The 2,029-nt window shown below is 63.7% G+C and carries 1 protein-coding gene and 1 pseudogene; both read right to left on the reverse strand.

Features of this window, described 5'->3' with window-relative positions; all coding sequences use genetic code 11:
• Positions 1-401: pseudogene (locus HP547_RS28545) on the reverse strand (microcin ABC transporter permease); the annotation flags it as partial.
• 1 nt (position 402) lies between these two features.
• Positions 403-2,029 (reverse strand): extracellular solute-binding protein (locus HP547_RS28550; RefSeq protein WP_172288849.1); only part of this gene is annotated, 1,627 nt, incomplete at its 5' end.

Raw genomic sequence — 2,029 nt, forward strand, 5'->3', positions numbered from 1 at the left:
CTCCACAGCCCCAGCGAAATCGACACCGGCATCTTCTCGATGATCAGGTCGATGACCTTGGCATCGCGGAAGAAGCTGTCGCCGAAGTCCAGCTGGGCGTAGTTCTTGATCATGATCCACAGGCGTTCGGGCGGCGACTTGTCGAAGCCGTACATCCGCTCGATTTCGGCGATCAGCGCCGGGTCCAGCCCCTGGGCGCCACGGTAGTTGGAGCCGGCCACGGAAACCTCGGCGCCGCCACCGGCGATGCGGCTGGTGGCGCCTTCGAAGCCTTCGAGCTTGGCGATCATCTGCTCGACCGGGCCGCCGGGGGCGGCCTGGACGATGATGAAGTTGATGACCAGGATGCCTAACAGGGTCGGGATGATCAGCAGCAGGCGGCGCAGGATGTAGGCCAGCATATTATTCGGCCTCGTCCGCAGGGGCCGTGCTGACCGCCGGGGTCACCTCGGGCTTGATCCACCAGGTGTCGATGCCGATGTCGTACTTGGGCGACACCTTCGGGTGGCCGATGTGGTTCCAGTAGGCCACGCGCCAGGTCTTGATGTGCCAGTTGGGGATCACGTAGTAGCCCCACAGCAGCACACGGTCCAGGGCGCGGCAGTGGTCGATCAGGCTTTGCCGCGAGTCGGCGTTGATCAGCTGTTCCACCAGCTGGTCGATGGCCGGGTCGCGCAGGCCGATGAAATTGCGGCTGCCGGGGTTGTCGGCGGCGGCACTGGACCAGAACTCGCGCTGTTCGTTGCCCGGCGAGTTGGACTGCGGATAGCCGCCGACGATCATGTCGTAGTCACGTGAACGCAGACGGGTGATGTATTGCGACACGTCGACCCTGCGGATGTTCAGCTCGATGCCGAGGTCGGCCAGGTTGCGCTTGAACGGCAGCAGGATGCGCTCGAACTCGGTGTGTGCCAGCAGGAACTCTATGCTGACCGGCTTGCCTTGGGCGTCGACCATCTTGTCGTCGACGATTTTCCAGCCGGCCTCCTGCAGCAGTTTGTAGGCCTGACGCTGCTGCTCGCGGATCATGCCGCTGCCGTCGCTGACCGGGTTGTGGAACGCTTCGCTGAACACTTGCTCGGGAACCTTGCCGCGCAACGGCTCGAGGATCTTCAGCTCGCTGGCGTCGGGCAGGCCGTGGGCGGCCATTTCCGAGTTGTCGAAGTAGCTGCCGGTGCGGGTGTAGGCGCCGTTGAACAGCTGCTTGTTAGTCCACTCGTAGTCCAGCAGCAGGCTCAGCGCCTGGCGCACGCGCACGTCCTGGAACACCGGGCGGCGGATGTTGAAGATGAAGCCCTGCATACCGGTGGGGTTGCCGTTGGGCAGCTCCTCCTTGATCAGGCGGCCGTCGCGCACGGCCGGCACGTTGTAGGCGGTGGCCCAGTTCTTCGCGCTGACTTCCAGGGCATAGTCGAACGCCCCGGCCTTGAGTGCTTCAAGGGCGACGGTGGTGTCGCGGTACGAGTCGAAGGTCATGACGTCGAAGTTGTAGAAACCGCGGTTGATCGGCAGGTCCTTGGCCCAGTAGTCCTTGACCCGCTCGTAGCGCACCGAACGCCCGGCCTTGACCTCGGCGACCTTGTACGGGCCGCTGCCCAGCGGGATTTCCAGGTTGCCGCGGTTGAAGTCGCGGTTCTGGTACCAGTGCTTGGGCAATACCGGCAGCTGGCCGAGAATCAGCGGCAGCTCGCGGTTGTTGTGGTGCTTGAACTTGAACAGCACCTTCAGCGGGTCTTCGGCGACCACTTCGGCGACGTCGGCGTAGTACTGGCGGTACAGCGGCGCACCGTCCTTGATCAATGCGTTGAAGGTGAACACCACGTCGTCGGCGCGTATCGGGTGGCCGTCATGGAAGCGCGCCTCAGGGCGCAGATAGAAGCGCACCCAGCTGTTGTCCGGGGCTTTTTCGATCTTGCCGGCCACCAGGCCGTACTCGGTGAACGGCTCGTCCTGGCTCTGGCGCATCAGGGTGTCGTAGATGCTGCTGATGTTCTCGGCCGACACGCCTTTGTTGATGAACGGGTTGAGG

Origin of the sequence: Pseudomonas sp. CM27, assembly GCF_013179515.1 — a bacterium.
Taxonomy (GTDB): domain Bacteria; phylum Pseudomonadota; class Gammaproteobacteria; order Pseudomonadales; family Pseudomonadaceae; genus Aquipseudomonas.